Genomic DNA, 19134 nt, shown 5'->3' on the forward strand with positions numbered 1-19134 from the left:
GAAAGGAATGGATGCTGTGACGCAGCCATACGCCGCCGCCGATGGACTCGTGCGCGTGTACCCGGCCGAAGTGCCCGACGGCACTGGACTCGTCTGGGCGCACGGCGGTGGCTTCCTGTTCGGCGACATCGACATGCCCGAGTCCGATTGGGTCGCCCGGCAGCTCGCCGCTCGCGGAACCACCGTCGTCTCGGTCGATTATCGGCTCGCACCGGTTCCGGAAGGGTTCCACGATGGGGTGACGGGCCAGCCCGGTCACCCCTACCCGGCGGGCTCCGACGACATGGTGACCGCGTGGCGATGGACGCTGACGCACGCAGTCGAGCTCGGAATATCCTCGTCCGCCCTCGCGATCGGCGGAACCAGCGCCGGCGGCAACCTCGCGGCAGGCGCTGCGCTTCGCCTCGCCGGCACGCATGAGGCTCCGGCGCTCGTGCTGCTCGCGTACCCGACGCTGCTCGCGGTGCAGCCCGCTCCGGATGCCGAGCTGCGCGCCGCTCTCGACGCCGACCCCGACGCGGATCGGTTCGGGCCGGTAGCGGTGCGGAGGATGTACGAGAACTATCTCGCCGGTCCGGTCGACGACGCACCACTGCCGGCTGTTCCCGGACGAGCGACGGCATCCGACCTGTCCCACTACCCACCGACGTTCATCGTCAACGGTGATGTCGATGAACTGCGCGTGTCCGCCGAGCACTTCGCGACGACCCTCGCCGCGGCCGGGCGCGATATCGAGATCATCACCGAGTACGGCACTCAGCACGGCCACCTCAACCGTCCGGAGGAGCCGGCCGCCACTCTTTCGATCGAGCGGATGGCCAGACGCCTCGCCGCTCTGTCACCCCAGCTCTCCCCCATACCCTCCGAAGGAATCGCCTCATGACGAACCCCACAGCAGCCGCGCTCATCGCACGCAGCAACCGCCTCGGCGCGGACCCGAAGAACACGAACTACGCCGGCGGCAACACCTCGGCCAAGGGCACTGAGACCGACCCCGTCACGGGTCAGCCGGTCGAGCTGCTGTGGGTCAAGGGTTCAGGCGGAGACCTCGGCACGCTGAAGGAGCAGGGCCTGGCCGTGCTCCGTCTCGACCGCTTCCGCGCGCTCGTCGACGTCTACCCCGGCATCGAGCGCGAGGACGAGATGGTCGCTGCGTTCGACTATTGCCTGCACGGCAAGGGCGGAGCGGCCCCCTCTATCGACACCGCGATGCACGGACTGGTGGATGCTGCGCACGTCGATCACCTGCATCCCGACTCCGGTATCGCGATCGCGACGGCCGCCGACGGCGAAGCCCTCACCACGAAGATCTTCGGAGACAGGGTGGTGTGGGTGCCGTGGCGGCGCCCCGGCTTCCAGCTCGGCCTCGACATCGCCGAGATCAAGAAGCAGAATCCGCAGGCGATCGGCACCATCCTCGGCGGGCACGGCATCACCGCGTGGGGCGACACCTCGGAGGAGGCGGAGGCGAACTCCCTGTGGATCATCGACACCGCCGCCGCGTACATCGAGGCGAACGGCAAGGCCGACCCGTTCGGCGGCGTGCGTTCCGGGTTCGAGGCGCTTCCAGCCGCGGAGCGTCGTGATCGCGCGGCCGCGCTGGCAGGCACGGTCCGCGGCATCGCGTCGACGGACAACCCGATGGTCGGTCACTTCACCGACTCCGACGTGGTGCTCGATTTCCTGGCATCCGAGCGCGCTCCCGAACTCGCCGCGCTCGGCACCAGCTGCCCCGACCACTTCCTGCGCACCAAGGTCAAGCCGCTCATCCTCGACCTGCCGTCCACGGCATCCGTCGATGAGCAGATCGCGCGCCTGCACGAGCTGCACACCGAGTACCGCGCCGACTACCAGGCGTATTACGACGCGCACGCGACCGCCGAGTCACCGGCGATCCGCGGGGCGGACCCGCTCATCGTCCTGATCCCAGGCGTCGGAATGTTCTCGTACGGCGCCAACAAGCAGACCGCCCGCGTGGCCGGCGAGTTCTACGTCAACGCCATCAATGTCATGCGCGGCGCCGAGGCGCTCTCCACGTACTCCCCCATCTCGGATGCCGAGAAGTTCAACATCGAGTACTGGGCGCTGGAGGAGGCGAAGCTGCAGCGCATGCCGAAGCCGAAGTCGCACCAGGGCCGCATCGCGTTCGTCACCGGCGCAGCATCCGGCATCGGCAAGGCCATCGCGACGCGTCTCGCCGCCGAGGGTGCGTGCGTCGTCATCGCCGACCTCGATCTCGAGAAGGCGCAGTCCGCCGCCGCTGAACTCGGAAACACGGATGTCGCGATCGGCGTCGCCGCCAACGTCGCCGACGCTGATGCCGTGCAGGCAGCGCTCAACGACGCCGTGCTCGCCTTCGGCGGTGTCGACCTCGTCGTTAACAACGCCGGTCTGTCGCTGTCGAAGCCACTGCTGGAGACCACCGAGAAGGACTGGGATCTGCAGCACGACGTCATGGCCAAGGGCTCGTTCCTCGTGTCGAAGGCGGCAGCGAAGGTACTCATCGACCAGAAGCTCGGCGGCGACATCATCTACATCTCGTCGAAGAACTCCGTCTTCGCCGGGCCGAACAACATCGCGTACTCCGCGACGAAGGCAGATCAGGCCCACCAGGTGCGGCTGCTGGCTGTGGAACTCGGCGAGTTCGGCATCCGCGTCAACGGCATCAACCCCGACGGCGTCGTGCGCGGCTCCGGCATCTTCGCCTCCGGCTGGGGCGCGAACCGCGCTGCGACCTACGGTGTCGATGAGAAGGATCTCGGCCAGTTCTACGCGAACCGCACGATACTCAAGCGCGAGGTCGTTCCGGAGAACGTGGCAGATGCCGTGTTCGTGCTCACCGGCCCTGAGCTCAGCCGCACGACGGGTCTGCACATCCCGGTCGACTCCGGCGTCGCGGCGGCATTCCTGCGATGACCACTCCCGATTCTCCGGTCGCTGAGCCCGTCGAAGCGTCCGGTGTCCGCGCCGTCGTCGCCGTCGACCTCGGAGCCACATCGGGACGCGTCGTGATCGGGCGCATCGGGGAGGAGACGCTCGAACTCGAGCTCGTCACCCGCTTCCCGAACGGGCCCATTGAACTCGACGACGGACTGCACTGGGACTTCGATGCGCTCTACGGCCATATCGTCGACGGCCTCGCCGAAGCGGTGCGCCGCGAACCCGCGATCGAGAGTATCGGCATCGACTCCTGGGCGGTCGACTACGGCCTGCTGCGAGACGGCAAGTTGCCCACGCAGCCGTTCCACTACCGTGACTCGCGCTCGGAGCGGGGCGTCGCCCAGGTACATGAGATCGTGTCCTTCAGCGAGCTCTATCAGCGCAACGGACTGCAGTTCCTGCCGTTCAACACGCTGTACCAGTACCGCGTCGACGAGCGGCTTGCGGATGCCGACACCGCTCTGCTCATCCCGGACCTGATCGCCTATCTCTTGACGGGCACCGCCGCCGCGGAGCGTACGAACGCCTCGACGACTGGTCTGCTCGGAGTGCGCTCAGGCGAGTGGGATACCGAGCTGGCGGATCGCCTCGGCATCCCGACGGCGGCGCTCCCCACCCTGGTCGACCCGGGGTCGGTGATCGGGATGCTGCGCCCCGAACTCGCCCCGCGCATCGGCAAGGAACTCCCCGTCATCGCGGTCGGCTCGCACGACACGGCATCCGCCGTCGTCGCCGTCCCGCTCTCGTCGCCGAACGCGGCGTACATCTCGTGCGGCACCTGGGGTCTTGTCGGCGTCGAACTCACCGAGCCGGTGTTGACGGATGCCGCGCGCGAGGCGAACTTCACCCACGAACTCGGAGTCGACGGCCGCTACCGCTTCCTGCACAACGTCACGGGACTGTGGCTGTTGAGCGAGACCGTGCGGGCGTGGGAGGCGGAGGACGGGCACTCGGTCGACCTGCCCGAACTGCTGGATGCCGCGTCCGCTGTGACCGACGACATCGCGCTGTTCGATGCGAATGACTCGTCGCTGAGTGCTCCCGGCGGCATGCCCGCACGCATCGCGGCGGTGCTGCGTGTGCAGGGCTCGCCGGTGCCGGCTGATCGCCCGGCCTTCGCCCGCACGATCGTCGAATCGATCGCTGCGGCGTTCGCTTCAGCGGTCCAGACCGCGGCCGATCTGTCAGGTCGCGAGCTCGACAGCATCCATCTCGTCGGCGGCGGGTCGCTCAACCGATTGCTGTGCCAGGCGACAGCCGACCGCGCCGGTCTGCCGGTACTGGCCGGGCCGGTCGAGGCGACCGCTCTCGGCAACGTGCTCGTGCAGGCACGCGCACGCGGTGCTGCTCCTGCGACGCTGGAGGAAATTCGGGCGCTCGTCGCACGCACACACGAACCGCTGCGTTACGACCCGCGCTGATCAGGTCCGTTCCCGGGTCGGGTATCCGCCTGCCCAAAGGTGTCGCCGGATGCTGCTTCCCGTGCCCGGAAGCGACCAACTGCGCCACCTCGAGTGACAGGCGCTCCGGAAGGGTGTCACTGGATGCCGCCAAACCTGCCCGAAGGCGACCAACAGCGCCACCTCGAGCGCCGGGGTCCGCACACAGCAGGACGCCCGACCGCGCGAGCGACCGGGCGTCCTGCACGACTCAGAAGTCGAAGTCGCCGATGTTGTCGGCGTTGAACTCGAACGGGTCGCCGAGCAGGACGGTGCCGTCCGCCCCGACCGTGTACTCGCCGAGGTCGCCTGCCTCGAAGGTGTCGCCTTCGGCGCCGGTGATGTCGCCCTGGATGAGCGCGGCAGCCGCATACGCAGACAGGTATCCGAGCTCTTCCGGGTTCCACAGCGCGAACGCGGTGACAGTGCCGTCTTCGACGTATTCGCGCATCTGGTTCGGCGTGCCGAGGCCAGTGAGCGCGACCGTGCCCTTGTAGTCCGACGTCGACAGGTACCGCGCCGCAGCGGCGATGCCGACCGTCGTGGGCGAGATGATGCCCTTCAGGTTCGGGTGCGTCTGCAGCAGTGCTGCAGTCTTGTCGAACGAGGTCTGGTCGTCGTCATCGCCATAGACCGTCTCGACGAGCGTGATGTCGGGGTAGTCGCTCGCGAGGTACTCCTCCATCAGGGCGATCCAGGCGTTCTGGTTCGTCGCGTTCGCCGAAGCAGACAGCACGGCGATCTCGCCCGCGCCGCCGATCTGCTCGGCGATGAGGTCTACCTGCACCTTCGCGATGCCCTCGGAATCGGCCTGGTTGATGAACAGGTCGCGGCAGTCGGGGTTGGTGTCGGAATCGAACGTGACGACCTTGACGCCGGCGTCGCGTGCTTCATTCAGTGCGTCGCAGATGGCCTTCGGGTCGTTAGCGGACACCACCAGCGCACCGACGCCCTGCTGTGTGGCCGTGTTGATGTAGCTCACCTGAGCATCGGGCGTCACCTCCGCCGGGCCGACCTCGGCGAAGGTACCGCCGAGTTCTTCGACGGCGGTCTTGCCACCCTTGCTCGACGTGTCGAAGTACGGGTTGCCGAGGTTCTTGGGCAGGAATGTGATGGCGAGGTTGTCGGAGCCACCCTCGGCTCCGCCGCCGTCGCCACCCGAGCCTGTGCCGGTGTCGGCGCATCCGGTCAGGACCAGAGCCGCGGCCACGGCGACAGCCGCGAAAGCCGTGACGCGCTTGCGTGCAAACTTCATTGTTCTTCCTTTCGTGGGGCTGCCACAGGCGGATGCCGATGGCAAGAGAGCGATCTCAAGGGGTCGACGCGGCTGCGGAACGAAGCGGTGGGCCTGCCTTCGCACGCACTCTCTGCGCCCAGGCGAGCAGGCTGGCTGCCACCACGGACGCGACCAGAAGACCGCCGGTGATGATGTTGATGACGTCGGACGTCACATTCGCGAGGCGCAGCGCGCTGGAGAGCACACCGATCAAGAGCACAGCGGCGACGACACCGTGCAGTTGCCCCCGCCCTCCGAACACCGATACTCCGCCGAGGACCACTGCGGCGATGACCTGAAGCTCGAGGCCGGTGGCGTTGTCACCCCGGGCGCTGCCGAAGCGCAGCGTGAAGAAGATCCCCGCGAAGGCGGCGACGACGCCGGCGAGCACGAACAGGATGAACTTCGTCCGCTCCACGTGCACACCCGAGAATCGCGCAGCATCCTTCGACAGGCCGATCGCGTAGATGCCACGGCCGAACGGCGTGAAGTGCAACAGCACCACGAAGATCACGAGAAGAACGAGGAATGGCACGGTGATGTACGGAATCGTGGTTCCTGCGATCTTCGCCTTGGCCAGCGCCGTCCACATCTCGGGAAAGTCGGTGACCGCCGTGGTGCCCAGCAGGCCGACGGCGAGTCCGCGGAACAGTGCGAGGGTTCCGATGGTCACCGCGAGCGAGGGCAGTCCGACCACGGTCACCAGGAAACCGTTGACAGCCCCTCCGACCACACCGACGGCGAGGGCGGCCAGGGCTGCGACTTCGAACGGGGCGCCCGCCTGTGTGAGCACGCCCGTCACGACGCTCGCGAGACCCACCATGCTGCCCACCGACAGGTCGATCTCGCCGGTGACCATGATCAATGCCATGGGCAGCGCGATGAGCAGGATCGGCGCGACGTCCAGCAGCAGATAGTTCAGTGTGATCGGCTGCGCGAACCCCTTCACCGTCGTCATCGCGACGACGATCACGACGATGAGCAGCGCGACGATCGCCATCTCCCTGGTGAGCAGCAGCCGTTGCCAGAGGGGCCGGTCGTGTTCCCGGATGACGCGGGTCGTGGCCGTGGCCGTGGTGGCGGTCATGATTCGTCCCTCGCCTCGATGAGTCGCCGTTTCTGTCTGACCGCGAGCAGCCGGTCTAGCACGATGGCGCCGATGATGAGCGCGCCGACGACGGCCCGCTGCCAGAAGTCCTGGATGCCGAGGATCGGCAGCGCTCGGTTGATCGTCATCAGCAGCATCGCTCCGATGGCGGCACCCCAGACCGACCCGACCCCGCCGGTGATGGCGATGCCTCCGATCACGGCCGCACCTACGGCATCCAGTTCCCATCCAGCGCCCGCCTGCGAGCTGACGGATCCGTAGCGGGCGGCGTAGAAGACGCCAGCGAGTCCGGCCAGAGCACCGGAGAGCACGAACGCGGTGAGCAGACGTCGCGTGACTTTGAGCCCGTACAGCTCTGCCGCGGCAGGGTCGGAACCGATCGCGTAGTACTCGCGCCCGGCTCGCGTGTTGCGCATGTACCAGGCGGCGATCGCCAGGACGATCAACGCGACGATCGCCAATACGGGGATGCCGATGAGCTGAGCCGTTCCGAGTCCCAGGAAGTCCTTGGGCATGTCGGAGGCGTTGACCCTGTCGCTTCCTGCCCAGAGCACGTTGATACCGCGATAGGCATACAGCGTGCCGAGTGTGATCACCATGGCCGGCACCTTGGCGAAGGCGACCAGCGCGCCGTTCACGAGCCCGAGCAATGCGCCGAAGACCACCGCAGCGATGACGACGATGATGATCGGGATGCCGGGGATGTCGATGAACAACCGGCCGGTGAGATAGGCGGTCAGACCCATCACCGAGCCCACCGAGAGGTCGACGTTGCGGGTGATGATGACGATCGCCTGTCCGACTGCGACGAGCACGAGGATCGAAGGAGTCAGCAGCAGGTCGCGCCATCCATCGGCGCTGAACAGGAAATTCGGGTTCTTCGCCGTCGCCGCGATGACGACGAGGGCCAGGGCGATCAGGATGCCGAACTCCCGTGCACGCCCGACGCCGCCGATGGCCTTGCCGAGTCCGGAACGCCGGATCGAAGTGGTGCTGGTCACGAGTGGAGCTCCGTTGCATGCGTTGCGGCGAACATCACGTTCTCACTGGTCGCCTCGGCGCGACCGATCTCGGCGGTGATGCGCCCTTCGCGCATGACGAGCACGCGGTCGGCCATTCCCAGCACCTCAGGGAGCTCCGAGGAGATCATGAGAATGCCCATGCCTTCGCCTGCGAGCTGTGACAGCAGCCGGTGCACCTCCGCTTTGGTGCCGACGTCTATGCCTCGCGTCGGTTCATCGATGATGAGCACGCGCGGGTGCGTCGCCAACCACTTCGCGAGGACGACTTTCTGCTGGTTGCCGCCGGAGAGCGTCGATGAGACGGTGTCGAGCGCGTGCGCCTTGACCTCGAGCCTGCTCGCCCACTCCTTCGAGGCGCTGTTCTCCATACCGGTGGTCAGGAGGCCGAACTTCGCGAGTCTGCCGCGGATCGCCATCGTGATGTTGCTGCCGACCCCGGACTCGATCACGAGCCCCTGCTTGCGCCGATCCTCCGGCACGAGGGCGAGCCCAGCGCGCATGGCGTGTGTGGGGCTCCGGCGCGGTACGGTCTGGCCGAGCATCCGCACTTCACCCTCGCGATATGCGTCGACGCCGAACAGGGCGCGGGCGACCTCACTGCGCCCTGCGCCGACGAGCCCGGCAAGGGCGACGATCTCGCCCGCCCGCACGTTGAACGAGATGTCGTGGAAGACACCGGGGCTCGTGAGTCCGCTCACTTCGAGCAACGGCTCTCCGATCGGAACCGTCTGCTTGGGGAAGAGCTCCGTGACGTCTCGGCCGACCATCTGGCGGACGAGTTCGTCGACGGTGGTCTCGGCGATCGGGGTGGTGCTGATGTACGCGCCGTCGCGCATCACGGTGACCGTGTCACACAAGGCGAACACCTCATCGAAGCGGTGCGAGATGAAGAGCACCGCGCGGCCCTCATCGCGGAGGCTGCGCGCGACAGCGAAGAGTCGCTCGACCTCGACCCCGCTGAGCGCTGCGGTCGGCTCGTCCATGATGAGGACACTGGCATCGAGCGAGATCGCCTTGGCGATCTCGATGATCTGCTGATCAGCGATCGAGAGGCCTTCGGTGATCCGCTCGGGGTCGAGAGCGACTCCGAGACGCTGGAAAATCTGCTCGACCTCCTGGCGCATGGATCTGCGGTCGATGCGGCCGATCGCGTTCGTCGGCTGCCTGCCCATGAAGATGTTCTCGGTGACCGAGAGATCGGGGAACAGCGTCGGTTCCTGGTAGATCACGGCGATGCCCGCCGCCTTGGACTGCGCGGTGCTGGTGAAGTCGACGTCGTCGCCGTGCAGACGGAACTCGCCGGAGTCGCGCCGGTACAGGCCGGCCATGATCTTCACGAGTGTGGATTTGCCTGCACCGTTCTCGCCGATGAGCGCGTGGATCGACTGCGAGCGCAGCGTCAGGCTGCCGGAGCGCAGCGCCACCACCGGCCCGAAGGACTTCACGACGCGATGCAGTTCCAGCGCGGCATCCGCTGGGCTGCGGTTCTCGACTTCGACGGCCACTGGCGCGTCCTCTCCGTTGAGGGGATCGATTGATCCGAGACTGAATTTACATGAATCGATTCAGGTACGTTTCAAGCTAGTGTATGAAACTACGCCACGAGGTCAACACCATGGTGACCGAATCGTGATCCGATCAATGAGGAGAGGTGAGGCCGTGTCGGTGAGCATCCGTGATGTCGCACTGCGCGCCGGTGTCTCGGTCGGAACCGTCTCCAACGTCCTGAACCGCCCGGAAGAGGTCTCCGCCGATTCGGTGCAGCGTGTGAGTGAGGCGATCGAACAGCTGGGGTACGTGCGCAACGACGCGGCCCGCAAACTTCGCGCCGGCATCAGCACGACCGTGGGTTTCGTCGTCCTCGACGGACAGAACCCGTTCTACAACGACGTCGTTCGCGGCGCCGAGGATGAGGCCACTCGTCACGGCATCGCCATCCTGTACGGAAACACCGATGAGGACCCGTCGCGGGAGAAGGTCTACCTCGATCTGTTCCGGGAGCAGCAGGTGCGCGGCCTGCTCATCGCGCCGTACGGCGACGTGATGACGCAGTTGCGTCGCTTCCGCTCCTCCGGCATCGCCACGGTGCTCGTCGACCGGTTCAGCGCAGACAGCGACTTCTCGTCAGTGTCGGTCGACAGCGTCGCCGGGGGCCGTCTCGCCGTGGAGCATCTCATCGAGAGCGGCCGGCGGCGCATCGCCTTCGTCGGCGGACCGTTCGACATGCGACAGGTGACCGACAGGCTCGCCGGGGCCAGGGCCGCGGCGGAGAACGCCACGACGCGTGTCGACCTCGAAGTCGTCGCCACCGCGGCGATGACGGTCGAGGAGGGTGCGGCGGCAGGGAGCCGTATCCTCGCCCGGCCTCGGCGGGAGTGGCCGGATGCCCTGTTCGCCTCGAACGATCTGCTCGCCCTCGGCCTGCTGCAATCGCTCGTCGCGGGAGGCCGGATGCTGGTGCCGGACGAGATCGCGATCATCGGATTCGACGACATCCCGTTCGCCGCGGCCGCCGCTGTGCCGCTGTCGTCGATCCGCCAGCCGAGTCGGGTGATCGGTCGCACCGCGCTGCGGATCGTGTTGGAGGAAGCAGCCGATCCGGACAGCATCCCCCGTCAGACCGTCTTCCCGCCCGAACTCGTGATCCGCCGGTCGACCACCGGCTGACTTAGCCCTTCACGGCTGCGTCCGACGTTTCGACCGGTGTCGCAGATCGCCGTCATGTGCATGTGCGAACTACCACGAGGGACAACTCCCGCGAGCGGCATACCCGACCGGTGTCACAAATGGCCGCCAAATATGACTTGACGCGACCACGAGCGACACCTCCCGCGATGGGCCTGTCTAGCGGACGTTGCCGTTGGAGCAGGTCTGCTGAGCGGCCGAGTTGCCCTTGATGGAGTCGGGCAGGGCGACAGCCGTATCGGACGGCGCTGGTGTCTCGCCCGCGGTCTCGTCCGGCGCCGGGGTCTCGGGCTCTTGCACGACGACGCCGTCGTTCTCCGTGTTCTCGTGCGTGATCTGCAGCTGCTGGTTCGCGTTGATCGCGTCCCACATGGTCTGCGCGGACTGTGTGTCCGCCACGACCTTGTTCCGGTCGTCCGGATCCTCATAGGTCGGGTACTGCAGGAAGACGATGTCCTCGAACGGAACATCCTTCACTGCGAGGGCGACCTGCACGATCGTCATCGGATTGGTCAGCGACGTGCTGGCCTCGAGGTTGCTGAGCGCCGTGTTGGCCAATCGCAGCATGGTCGGGATGTTGCCGAGGACCTCGCTGCTGATGAGCTTGCGCGACAGGCTCGACATGTACTGCTGCTGATTGCCGATCCGACCGAGGTCGCTGCCGTCGCCGACGCCGTGGCGAGTCCGCAGGAACTGCAGCGCCTCGAGCCCCATGACCGTGTGGGTTCCGGCCGCCATGTCGAGTCCGGTGTAGCGGTCCTTGATGGGAGTCGCGAGGCAGACGTCGACGCCGCCGATGGCGTTGGTGATCTCGATCACGCCGCCGAAGGTGACGGATGCCGCGAACTCGATGTCCTGACCGGTCTCTTCCGCGATCGTCTTGGCGACGCAGTTCAGGCCGCCATCCATGTACGCGCTGTTGAGCGGCTGTTTGCTCATCGCCGAGGTCGTGCTGCCGTCCTCGCGTGTGCACTCCGGAATCGGGAGCATGAGATCGCGCGGGAAGCTGACCGCCGTGATGCGACGAGGCTCCTCCGACACGTGCAGGAGGATGTTCACGTCGTTGAGGTTGCCCTCGGAATCCGAACCCGAGCACCGATCCCCGAACAGGTGCGCATACGCGTCTTCGCAGCTGTCCGTGCCGACGAGCAGCATGTCGAAGCCGCCCTCGTACTCGCTGATGTCCGGCGGCACCGGCTGCTGCCCCTCGAGCTCGACGGCCCCGGCCGTGGCAGTCCCGTAGAGATCGCTCACCACGAAGGCACTGACGCTCACACCGCTCACCAGCACGACGGCGAGCGCGACGCCGATGATCTTGAGGAGCTGGCTGATCGGGCCCGGAGACCGCAGTTGACCGTGGCGGGCCACAGTCCTGCGGCGACGGATCTTCTCGCTCACTCAATGCCTTTCGAGTCTGTTGCAGTGCTCAGGGGTACCGCAGTCAGTTCTCTGCGGAGGGTGTGGGATTCGAACCCACGAGACATCTCTGCCCACTGGTTTTCAAGACCAGCTCCATCGGCCGCTCGGACAACCCTCCATCGACAGACGAATCCGTCGATCAGTGGTCGAGTCTAGCCGGTTTCATTCTGTCGTCCCCACCTGAGGGACCGCTGGATGGCGCAGCAGCGTGTCCAGTGCGAGCGCGAGCCCGCCGTCTGCGACGTCTGCGGTGACCTCTCCGGCGGCATCCTTGACCTCGTCGACCGCCTGGCCCATCGCCACGGCGCGGCCTCCGACGCTGAGCGCCCAGCCGAACATGCCGAGGTCGTTGCGTCCGTCCCCGGCGACGAACACGTTGCCGCCTTCCATGCCGAGTGCGGCATGGACGCGCTCCAGAGCCGTTCCCTTGTCCACGCCCTGCGGGGCGATGTCCAGCCACGCCGTCCAGCCGATCGCATACGAGACCTCGTTGAGCCCGGCATCCGCGACCAGCCGGTGGAAGTCGTCCTCGCTGTGTCCAGGCGAGACGACGACGACACGAGAGACCGGCTCCGCACCGAGTTCGTCGAGTTCGACCAGACGTCCGTCTCCCAGCGTCCAGTCGTCGAGTTCACCCGTGAACAGGCGCTGCCCTGTTGCGAGTTCGACCATGTAGTGCGCCTCGGGCAGCCGCTCAGTGAGCAGTGCGAGCACAGCGGTCGGGTCGAACGTCTCGACGTGCCATCGCTCCCAGGCGTCTCCCACACGACGCATCGTGACGGCGCCGTTCGAGCACACCACGAATTCGGGAGTGATCTCGAGCTCATCCACCCAGCGCTCGGTACCCATCCAGCTGCGTCCTGTGGCGATCGTCACGAAGTGGCCTGCGTCGCGCACGCGGGCGACGGCCTCCGGAACACCGGGGCTCATCGTCTCGTCCTGAAGGATGATCGTGCCGTCGACGTCGAGGCCGACCAGCCAGGCAGCCGTCACTTCGCCGCCTGCCGAATCGATCCCTGCGCCTGCCGGAGGGTCGGCTCCAGCACTTCCAGTCCGCCGAGATACGGCCGCAGTGCCTCAGGCACGACGACGGAGCCGTCCGGCTGCTGGTGCGTCTCCAGCAGCGCGACGATCCATCGGGTCGTCGCGAGCGTGCCGTTCAGAGTCGCGACATGCTGTGTCTTCGATGCGGCGCCGTCCTCCGCCGCGGGACGGTGCCGCACATCCAGGCGACGAGCCTGGAACGTCGTGCAGTTCGAGGTCGAGGTGAGCTCGCGGAACGCGCCCTGGGTCGGCACCCATGCCTCGATGTCGTACTTGCGCGCGGCGCTCGATCCGAGGTCGCCTGCGGCGACGTCGATCACCCGGTAGGACAACCCGAGGGCAGTGAGCATCTCCTCCTGAAGAGCGACGAGGCGCAGGTGCTCCGCCTCGGCGTCCTCCTGATTCGTGTAGACGAACATCTCGAGCTTGTTGAACTGGTGCACGCGGATGATGCCGCGGGTGTCCTTGCCATAGGAGCCCGCCTCGCGGCGGTAACAGGTCGACCAGCCCGCGTAGCGCAGTGCTCCGCCAGAGAGATCGACGATCTCGTCCTTGTGGTATCCGGCGAGAGCGACCTCGCTGGTGCCGACCAGGTACAGGTCGTCGTCCTTGTCGAGGTGGTAGACCTCGTCCGCGTGCTCGCCGAGGAATCCGGTGCCCTGCATGATCTCCGGGCGCACGAGCGTCGGGGTGATCATCGGCACGAAATCGTTCTGCAGTGCCTTGTCGAGCGCCATGTTCATCAAGGCGATCTCGAGGCGGGCACCGATGCCGCGGAGGAAGTAGAACCGCGAGCCGGACACCTTCACGCCGCGCTCCATGTCGATCGCGCCGAGCAGCTCGCCGATCTCGAGATGGTCGCGCGGTCCGTCAGGGAAGGCAGCGGGGTCGAAGGTCGGCGCTTCGCCGACGCGGCGCAACTCGACGAAGTCCTCTTCGCCGCCGGCAGGCACGCCGTCGATCACGACGTTCTCGATGAGAGCGAGGGCGGATGCCGCGGCATCCGCTGCCTCGTTCGCGGCCTGCTGCGCGTGCTTCACACGCTCGGCGAGTTCCTTCACCTGGGCGACGAGGGCGGCCTTGTCCTCCTTGGGAGCCTTCGCGACCTGCTTTCCGAACGCATTCTGCTCGGCGCGCAGATCTTCGAACGTGCTCAACGCAGCCCGTCGCGCTCGGTCGGCCTCGAGCGCCTGGTCGACGGTGGCGGCGTCGTGGCCGCGCGCGATCTGCGAGCGGCGGACGATGTCGGGCTGGTCGCGGAGAAGAGCGAGGTCGATCATCAGCCAAGTCTACTGGGCGCGCCCTCAGGCACCGAGGCGGCCCGTAGAGTGAGCGGCATGAGGAAGAGCGCCTCGCGAGAGAGTCACGCCGCCCTCGTCTACAACCCCATCAAGGTCGACGAGAAGCGCCTGCGCGCAGCCGTGCGCGAAATGTCGAAGGACGCAGGCTGGTCACCGCCGTCGTTCCACGAGACCACGCTCGAGGATGCCGGGCAGGATGCGGCTCGATCGGCCATCGCCCATGGCGCCGATGTCGTGCTCGTCGCCGGCGGAGACGGCACGGTTCGCGCAGTCGCTGAGGCGATGGCGGGTACCGGTATACCCCTGGCGATCGTCCCGAGTGGCACGGGCAACCTCCTGGCCCGCAATCTGGGGCTGCCCCTCGCCGCCCCTGAGGCGATGATCCGAGCCGCTCTCGGCGACTTCCGGTATCCGATCGACATCGGCTGGGCCGCGCTCACCAGAGTGGGTGGGGAGACGACCGAGCATGCCTTCGTGGTGCTCGCCGGCATCGGCCTTGACGCCGACATGATCGCGAACACACGACCCGATCTGAAGAAGTCGGTCGGATGGGTCGCCTACGTCGACGGGGCCGCTCGGTCACTGCCGAACGCGAAACCGTTCCGCATCGTCTATCAGATGGACGAGTCCCGCCTGCATTCGACCAAGGTGCACAGCGTGCTCTTCGCGAACTGCGGCACGCTGCCTGCCGGGATCGCGCTGATCCCGTCCGCATCCATCGCCGACGGCGAGATGGATGTCGCGATCATCCAGCCGACCGGTCCGTTCGGCTGGCTCGGCGTCTGGCGCAAGATCTGGTGGGACAACTCGGTGCTGCGCAGGTTCCGTGCCGGACGGCTGGTCCTGCAGCGCCGGGGCAGGGACGCATCGGTGCGCTATCTGCATGGAAAGGTCGCAGAAGCCGCCGCCACGCAGCCGACACCGATCGAACTCGACGGCGACGGATTCGGCGAAGCCGTGCGCATCCGATGCCGTATCGCTCCCGGCGCGCTGCTGCTGGCTCTGCCCGAGGGCCACCCCGTGGAGTCGCTGTAGGGACGAGCCGCACCGAGCGGCGTCAGCCTCTGTGCACGGTCACCGTCGCGTCGAGATTGTCGCCGACGAGCGTGAGCACGAATTCACCGTCGTCATCGCTGTCGTCTCCCTCGTCACTGAACCCGAGCACCGTCGCACGCGGCACCATGTCCATCGTGCACGCGCCGTCCTGGGTCACGAAGGTGACGGTCGCACCACCGGCCTGCTCTTCGACCTTCTCGACGACGGGTACGCAGGTCGATGAACCCCACGTGAGCAGAACGGCGCCCTCGTCGTCGAACCAGCCGGCACTCGGCGCGTAATCGGTCGAGCTGCCGGGCGCGGCCTTGAGCGCAGGATTCCCGTCGAGGTCGACGTCGTCGGTCACATCGTCGACCGTGACGATGAACTCGACATCCTGTGTCGGATCCACCCCTTCGGGGACGGCCCCTACGCTCGCACGCGGTGCGAGATCGGAGGTGCACGCCTTCTCAGCGCCGTCTGAGCTCGGCGGGTCGACCAGAGACACCGTCACGGTCTGCCCGTCACCGGTGACCTCATCCACGATCGGGACGCAGGTCGACGAGCCCCAGGTGACGATGGCGAACATGCGGCCGTCGTCGAGCCACGCCGCCTCCACGTCATCGTCGTCCGTCGGCGCGGTCGAGCTGCCCGAGCCGCCCGACGTCGCACTGCTGGTCGGTGCCGGCGATCCAGGTGACGAGGCGCAACCTGCGACGAGGAGGGCAGCGGCGAGCGCGGTCGATGCGGCCAGGACGAGGCGCAGTGGGGTGGTCATGCCCTCAGATTAGCTGTCGCCGGGCCGTTGCGTCAGTGTCGGCGCAGGACCGCGATCACTGCAGCGCGGAGGTGAGTCTGGCGAGGTTGTCGAGCACCGTGGAGCGCAGCGGTTGCTGCAGCCACTCCTCGAGGGTGAGCTCGCGACTGAATGCGCGGTACTCGTCTTCGACCGCGCGCATCTCGGCGACGAATTCCTCGCCACGCACCAGCATCGAGATCTCGAGGTTCAGGCCGAAGGAGCGCATGTCCATGTTGCTGGAGCCGATGACGGCGACCTCGTCATCGATCGTGAGGCTCTTCGTGTGCAGGATGTACGGCCTGCGGTACATCCAGATGCGCACGCCCGCGCGCAGCAACGCCTCGTAGTAGCTGCGCTGTGCGTGATACACGACCGCCTGATCGCCCTCCTCCGACACGAACAGCTCCACGGCGACGCCACGGTCGCTCGCAGCGCTGACTGCGAGCAGCAGCGCTTCGTCCGGCACGAAATAAGGGCTCACGATCATGATCTTCTCGCGGGCAGCGTAGAGGAGTGCGAGGAAGAGACGCAGGTTGTTCTCGACCTCGTAGCCGGGGCCGGACGGCACGATCTGACAGTCCAGATCTCCACTGCCGATCTCAGCCTGCGTGATGTCGATCTCGCTGAGCACCTCGTCGGTCTCGCTGTACCAGTCGCTGAGGAAGATCGCGTTGACGGCGAGGACGACCGGTCCGTCGACACGAACCATCAGGTCGACCCAGTGCAGCCCGCGCTTGATGTTCTTCGGAAGGTTGTAGGTGGAATCTGTGACGTTCTGCGACCCGACGAACGCGACAGTTCCGTCGACGACGAGCAGCTTGCGGTGATTGCGCAGGTCTGGGCGCTGCATGCGCCACTTGAGAGGCTGCATCGGCAGCATGAGGTGCCAATCCGCGCCCATCGCATTCAGCCGGTTGACTGTCTTGCGGTAGCGGGGCTTCCACCGGTTCGCCCAGTGGTCGAGCAGCACACGCACGGTGACGCCCCTGGCCGCGACCTCTTCGAGTGCGCGGAAGAAATTATCCGTCGAGACGTCCGACTGCAGAATGTAGAACTCGACATGAACGTAGTCATCGGCAGTGCGGATGGCGTCCGCCATCTCATCCAGTGATCGCTGATAGTCACTGATCAGATGGGCGCCGTTGTCGCCCGAGATCGGCAGCGCACCCAGCTTCTGGTTCATCGCGACGAGAGGAGGGAACCATTCTGGAGCGTTCGGCCGCAGAGTCCCGAAGTGCAGCTGATCACTGGTCTCGGCGATGTAGGCATTGATCTGATCCTGCTTGCGCCGTCGCGCTCGCGGCAACCGCGGATTGCCGATCACGAGGAAGAGGATCACGCCGATGTAGGGGATGAAGAACACGGCGAGCAGCCACGCCATGGCGGCGGTCGGTCGGCGATTGCGCGGGATGACGATGATCGCGGTGATGCGGATCGCGATGTCGATGACGATGGCGATGCCGAAAACCCACCACGGCCACTGCTCCATGCGACTCACCCCCGACATCCACTGCGCCTTCGCCGAATGCGGCGTCAGGCCTCAGCGTAGTCTGTGCGGCGGACACAGCCCGCAGGCGCGATCGGATACCGCTGGTTCAGCGCGCCCGAGTGCGGCGCGCGGGTCAGGAGGTGCGGGGCGGAAGACCGCGCGCCGCGCGCTCCTCGGCCTCGATCTGCGCGTGCGCCTTCCGCTCGGTGCGATCGGAGCGGATGATGCCCCGCAGCACGATGAAGAAGACCAGACTCACGCCGATGGTCGGCAGAAGCGACCATGCTGCCGCGACCCAGAATGCGTCCATACGTCCATCGTACGCCGCCGCTGCGCGGCCACACTATTCCTGCACATCCGGAGAGAGCCGCTTCTGCTGTGGATGGCCGTCCTCGCGCCGTACTCTGCGCCACACTCACGGCATGAACACAGTCCTCCGTGCCACAGATTCCGCCGAGTTCCTCGGCCTCGTCCCCGCTCTCGCCGGGTTCACGCCACGACAGAGCATCGTCCTGCTGCCGTTCCGGCACTCACGTGCCCATGGCGCGATGCGCATCGATCTTCCGCATGACGATGCAGAACTCGACGACTACGTCGACACTGCGATCGGTCTGGTCTCGCGGGTCAGCGGAACGGATGCCGTCGCCGTTGTGGTGTACACCGATGAGCCACCGCAGCACACCCCGGACGGGATCGTGCTGCCGTCGAGCGTCGTCGTCGACGAACTGCTCGGACTCGCCGCCGACCTCGGGCTGCGCATCGTCGATGCGCTCTGCGTCACGCCAGAGGGATGGGCGAGTTTCCTGCATGACGAGCCCGTCCTTCGTGCGGTGGACGAGATCCCGCAGCCCGCGCCGATCCCCGGGGTCGCCGATGTCTCCGGCGACCAGGATTCCGGCTCGGCTCTGCCTGTCGTCGACCTGGCGGAGAAGGAGCGGGTCGGCCGTGCGCTGCTCGACATCTCCGACATGCTCGCCCACGAACACCTGGCACCGTCCGACCACACACGCACGAACCCGCAGGCGATCGCCGCCTCCGTGCTGCTCGACGATCTGCCGCTGTTCTTCGAGGACCTGCTCGATTCGCCGGAGAATCTGCCGCCCTTCGCGACCGCCGCACTGCTGTGGTGCATGGAGCGACCGCGGTATCGCGACGTGGCGCTGCTTCAATGGGCGACCGACCTGCCCACCGGCGAGCGCGCCCTGAGCGCGCAGCTCGCCTACGCCGAAGGTGCGACGACAGTGCCGGACGATCTGGGCGCGGTGTTCCTCGGACGCGGTCCTCGCCCGGACGTCGACCGGCTCAAGGTGGCGCTCACGATCGCACGCAACGTCGCGGCCCGTGCACCCCGCGCTTCCCGCCCGGCACCGCTCACCGCCGCGGCCTGGCTGTCCTGGGCGCTCGGCCGTTCCTCACACGCCGCCCACTACCTGCGGCTCGTCGGCGAGATCGATCCCGGATACTCACTCGCGTGCCTCATCGGCAGCATGATCAACGCGGCGATGCTGCCGGAGTGGTCGTTACACCGTGGCGACGCGCTCGAGCGGTGATCACCGGCGCCGCTTGTCGAGACCCGA

The 19134-nt window shown here is 66.8% G+C and carries 16 protein-coding genes and 1 tRNA gene; 6 read left to right on the forward strand and 11 right to left on the reverse strand.

Annotated elements, in window-relative coordinates; translation table 11 throughout:
• Positions 1 to 7 precede the first annotated feature (7 nt).
• The 3 genes from ACP7AR_RS10225 to ACP7AR_RS10235 are packed head-to-tail and all read left to right on the forward strand — an operon-like array spanning position 8 to position 4361.
• Complete coding sequence (locus tag ACP7AR_RS10225; protein ID WP_426185343.1) at positions 8 to 883, forward strand: alpha/beta hydrolase fold domain-containing protein; 876 nt, start codon at positions 8 to 10, stop codon at positions 881 to 883.
• Positions 880 to 2916: a bifunctional aldolase/short-chain dehydrogenase gene (locus ACP7AR_RS10230; RefSeq protein WP_426185345.1), complete on the forward strand. Its 2037-nt coding sequence runs from the start codon at positions 880 to 882 to the stop codon at positions 2914 to 2916. Before ACP7AR_RS10225 ends, ACP7AR_RS10230 begins: the two co-directional genes overlap by 4 nt.
• Positions 2913 to 4361, forward strand: a complete 1449-nt coding sequence (locus ACP7AR_RS10235; protein WP_426185347.1) for a rhamnulokinase — start codon at positions 2913 to 2915, stop codon at positions 4359 to 4361. Before ACP7AR_RS10230 ends, ACP7AR_RS10235 begins: the two co-directional genes overlap by 4 nt.
• 229 nt (positions 4362 to 4590) lie before the next feature.
• Here the strand turns inward: ACP7AR_RS10235 and rhaS are convergent, their stop codons facing one another.
• From rhaS to ACP7AR_RS10255, 4 genes are read right to left on the reverse strand one after another with little or no spacing between them, the layout of a single operon-like run.
• Positions 4591 to 5634 (reverse strand): rhamnose ABC transporter substrate-binding protein, encoded by a 1044-nt coding sequence (rhaS, locus tag ACP7AR_RS10240; protein WP_426185349.1) that lies wholly within the window; start codon positions 5632 to 5634, stop codon positions 4591 to 4593.
• A gap of 55 nt (positions 5635 to 5689) precedes the next feature.
• Positions 5690 to 6742, reverse strand: a complete 1053-nt coding sequence (locus ACP7AR_RS10245) for an ABC transporter permease (protein WP_426185351.1) — start codon at positions 6740 to 6742, stop codon at positions 5690 to 5692.
• Positions 6739 to 7764 carry an ABC transporter permease gene (locus ACP7AR_RS10250; protein WP_426185353.1) on the reverse strand — a complete coding sequence of 342 codons (1026 nt, stop codon included), beginning with the start codon at positions 7762 to 7764 and terminating at the stop codon, positions 6739 to 6741. The genes ACP7AR_RS10245 and ACP7AR_RS10250 overlap by 4 nt, the downstream gene beginning before the upstream one ends.
• Complete coding sequence (locus ACP7AR_RS10255) at positions 7761 to 9290, reverse strand: sugar ABC transporter ATP-binding protein (RefSeq protein ID WP_426185355.1); 1530 nt, start codon at positions 9288 to 9290, stop codon at positions 7761 to 7763. Before ACP7AR_RS10255 ends, ACP7AR_RS10250 begins: the two co-directional genes overlap by 4 nt.
• Positions 9291 to 9444: 154 nt before the next feature.
• Here ACP7AR_RS10255 and ACP7AR_RS10260 point away from each other — a divergent pair, with 154 nt between their 5' ends.
• Positions 9445 to 10452 carry a LacI family DNA-binding transcriptional regulator gene (locus tag ACP7AR_RS10260; RefSeq protein WP_426185357.1) on the forward strand — a complete coding sequence of 336 codons (1008 nt, stop codon included), beginning with the start codon at positions 9445 to 9447 and terminating at the stop codon, positions 10450 to 10452.
• A 177-nt stretch (positions 10453 to 10629) separates the two neighbouring features.
• Here the strand turns inward: ACP7AR_RS10260 and ACP7AR_RS10265 are convergent, their stop codons facing one another.
• The 4 genes from ACP7AR_RS10265 to serS form a co-directional block, all read right to left on the reverse strand.
• A complete protein-coding gene (locus ACP7AR_RS10265) occupies positions 10630 to 11868 on the reverse strand; it encodes an LCP family protein (RefSeq protein WP_426185359.1) in 1239 nt (412 codons plus the stop codon).
• Positions 11869 to 11922: 54 nt separating this feature from the next.
• A tRNA-Ser gene (locus ACP7AR_RS10270) sits at positions 11923 to 12007 on the reverse strand.
• 44 nt (positions 12008 to 12051) lie between these two features.
• The gene (locus ACP7AR_RS10275; protein ID WP_426185361.1) at positions 12052 to 12882 is read right to left on the reverse strand and encodes an HAD family hydrolase; all 831 of its coding nucleotides are present in this window, start codon (positions 12880 to 12882) and stop codon (positions 12052 to 12054) included.
• Positions 12879 to 14213, reverse strand: a complete 1335-nt coding sequence (serS, locus tag ACP7AR_RS10280; protein ID WP_426185363.1) for a serine--tRNA ligase — start codon at positions 14211 to 14213, stop codon at positions 12879 to 12881. The genes ACP7AR_RS10275 and serS overlap by 4 nt, the downstream gene beginning before the upstream one ends.
• A 57-nt stretch (positions 14214 to 14270) precedes the next feature.
• Between serS and ACP7AR_RS10285 the strand changes: the two genes are divergently transcribed.
• The gene (locus ACP7AR_RS10285) at positions 14271 to 15269 is read left to right on the forward strand and encodes a diacylglycerol/lipid kinase family protein (RefSeq protein WP_426185365.1); all 999 of its coding nucleotides are present in this window, start codon (positions 14271 to 14273) and stop codon (positions 15267 to 15269) included.
• Between the two features lie 22 nt (positions 15270 to 15291).
• On the opposite strand, the gene ACP7AR_RS10290 is transcribed toward ACP7AR_RS10285, so the two are convergent.
• The 3 genes from ACP7AR_RS10290 to ACP7AR_RS10300 form a co-directional block, all read right to left on the reverse strand.
• Positions 15292 to 16047 (reverse strand): hypothetical protein, encoded by a 756-nt coding sequence (locus ACP7AR_RS10290; RefSeq protein ID WP_426185367.1) that lies wholly within the window; start codon positions 16045 to 16047, stop codon positions 15292 to 15294.
• A gap of 55 nt (positions 16048 to 16102) precedes the next feature.
• Positions 16103 to 17557 (reverse strand): cardiolipin synthase, encoded by a 1455-nt coding sequence (gene cls / locus ACP7AR_RS10295; RefSeq protein ID WP_426187712.1) that lies wholly within the window; start codon positions 17555 to 17557, stop codon positions 16103 to 16105.
• Positions 17558 to 17690: 133 nt separating this feature from the next.
• Positions 17691 to 17867 carry a hypothetical protein gene (locus ACP7AR_RS10300; protein WP_426185369.1) on the reverse strand — a complete coding sequence of 59 codons (177 nt, stop codon included), beginning with the start codon at positions 17865 to 17867 and terminating at the stop codon, positions 17691 to 17693.
• A gap of 112 nt (positions 17868 to 17979) precedes the next feature.
• On the opposite strand from ACP7AR_RS10300, the gene ACP7AR_RS10305 reads away from it, so the two are divergent.
• Positions 17980 to 19107: a DUF4192 family protein gene (locus tag ACP7AR_RS10305; RefSeq protein ID WP_426185371.1), complete on the forward strand. Its 1128-nt coding sequence runs from the start codon at positions 17980 to 17982 to the stop codon at positions 19105 to 19107.
• Positions 19108 to 19134: the final 27 nt, after the last annotated feature.

Origin of the sequence: Microbacterium sp. TWP3-1-2b2 (assembly GCF_049896145.1) — a bacterium.
GTDB lineage: Bacteria > Actinomycetota > Actinomycetes > Actinomycetales > Microbacteriaceae > Microbacterium.

Excerpts from the sequence above, each read along its gene's own strand:
- ACP7AR_RS10225 (WP_426185343.1), top strand. The coding sequence starts at position 8 with ATGGATGCTGTGACGCAGCCATACGCCGCCGCCGATGGACTCGTGCGC.
- ACP7AR_RS10230 (WP_426185345.1), top strand. The coding sequence starts at position 880 with ATGACGAACCCCACAGCAGCCGCGCTCATCGCACGCAGCAACCGCCTC.
- ACP7AR_RS10235 (WP_426185347.1), top strand. The coding sequence starts at position 2,913 with ATGACCACTCCCGATTCTCCGGTCGCTGAGCCCGTCGAAGCGTCCGGT.
- rhaS (WP_426185349.1), bottom strand. The coding sequence starts at position 5,634 with ATGAAGTTTGCACGCAAGCGCGTCACGGCTTTCGCGGCTGTCGCCGTG.
- ACP7AR_RS10245 (WP_426185351.1), bottom strand. The coding sequence starts at position 6,742 with ATGACCGCCACCACGGCCACGGCCACGACCCGCGTCATCCGGGAACAC.
- serS (WP_426185363.1), bottom strand. The coding sequence starts at position 14,213 with ATGATCGACCTCGCTCTTCTCCGCGACCAGCCCGACATCGTCCGCCGC.
- ACP7AR_RS10285 (WP_426185365.1), top strand. The coding sequence starts at position 14,271 with ATGAGGAAGAGCGCCTCGCGAGAGAGTCACGCCGCCCTCGTCTACAAC.
- ACP7AR_RS10290 (WP_426185367.1), bottom strand. The coding sequence starts at position 16,047 with ATGACCACCCCACTGCGCCTCGTCCTGGCCGCATCGACCGCGCTCGCC.
- cls (WP_426187712.1), bottom strand. The coding sequence starts at position 17,557 with ATGGAGCAGTGGCCGTGGTGGGTTTTCGGCATCGCCATCGTCATCGAC.
- ACP7AR_RS10300 (WP_426185369.1), bottom strand. The coding sequence starts at position 17,867 with ATGGACGCATTCTGGGTCGCGGCAGCATGGTCGCTTCTGCCGACCATC.
- ACP7AR_RS10305 (WP_426185371.1), top strand. The coding sequence starts at position 17,980 with ATGAACACAGTCCTCCGTGCCACAGATTCCGCCGAGTTCCTCGGCCTC.